This window comes from Streptococcus sp. OH4692_COT-348 (assembly GCF_003859975.1).
Classification (GTDB): domain Bacteria; phylum Bacillota; class Bacilli; order Lactobacillales; family Streptococcaceae; genus Streptococcus.
Genome location: NZ_RQZB01000033.1, coordinates 1 through 1,168, shown reverse-complemented (window position 1 = coordinate 1,168; position 1,168 = coordinate 1). Strand labels below are relative to the sequence as shown.

Sequence of the window (1,168 nt, the reverse complement as noted above, 5' to 3'; positions counted from 1 at the left end):
ATTGACAAAGGTAGCACTTATGCCTTCACCTTTGAATTTAACCAAGCTACTAATTCAGAGTTTATCAAGAAACTTGTAACTGTTAAGTGGGATGCCAAAGGTGGTCAGTGGTCTTACGTTATCAATCAAGATTTCCTAAACTCTCTAGGAGTTAAAGGAACCTTTGATGCAGATTTCTACATCGAGGCGGAGCGTATTGAAACGGGTGATAAGATTGAGAATACTTTCATCAATATTGTTAATAAACAAGAAATGACTGCCAAGGTTATTACTCGTACACCAGAGCCACCGAAACCAAAACATCCAGAAAAACATGCACTTGATAGAACTGGAAAGAAAGTCCTTGATGGCAAAGAAGTCCAGCTAGGAGATATTATTCAGTACCTTCTTGATGGTGCAACTGTTCCAGAAAGACACCATATGTTGTACCAATATGACGGTTTGGATAAACTCGATATGAAGCATGATCGCTATACTGGTAATTGGAAAGGTATTATTAAGGGTACAGAATACACAGCAGAAAAACAGCTTGTGTTACCTTATGATGTGACATTGAAAAATGGTAAGGTTATCAAAGCAGGTGATAAGATTGAGAAAGGTAGCTCTTATGCCTTTACCTTTGAGTTCAACCAAGCTACTAATTCAGAGTTTATCAAGAAACTGGTGACTGTTAAGTGGGATGCCAAAGGTGGTCAATGGTCTTACGTTATCAATCAAGACTTCCTAAACTCCCTAGGAGTTAAAGGAACATTCGATGCAGACTTCTACATCGAGGTTGAACGTATTGAAACGGGTGATAAGATTGAGAATACTTTCATCAATATTGTCAATAAACAAGAAATGACTGCCAAGGTTATTACTCGTACACCAGAGCCACCGAAACCAAAACATCCAGAAAAACATGCGCTTGATAAAACAGGTCAGAAAGTTCTTGACGGTAAAGAAGTTCAAATGGGTGAATTGATTCAGTACCTTCTTGACGGTGCAACTGTTCCAGAAAGACACCATATGTTGTACCAATATGATGGTTTGGATAAACTCGATATGAAGCATGACCGCTATACTGGTAATTGGAAAGGTATCATCAAGGGTACAGAATACACAGCAGAAAAAGAGCTTGTGTTGCCTTATGATGTGACATTGAAAAATGGTAAGGTTATCAAAGCAG

1 protein-coding gene is annotated in these 1,168 nt (G+C 38.4%); it reads left to right on the top strand.

Translation table 11 applies throughout. From position 1 onward, the window contains the following. Positions 1–1,168, top strand: a 1,168-nt coding sequence (locus EII37_RS10675) for an LPXTG cell wall anchor domain-containing protein (protein WP_185696010.1), incomplete at both ends; no start/stop codon positions are given.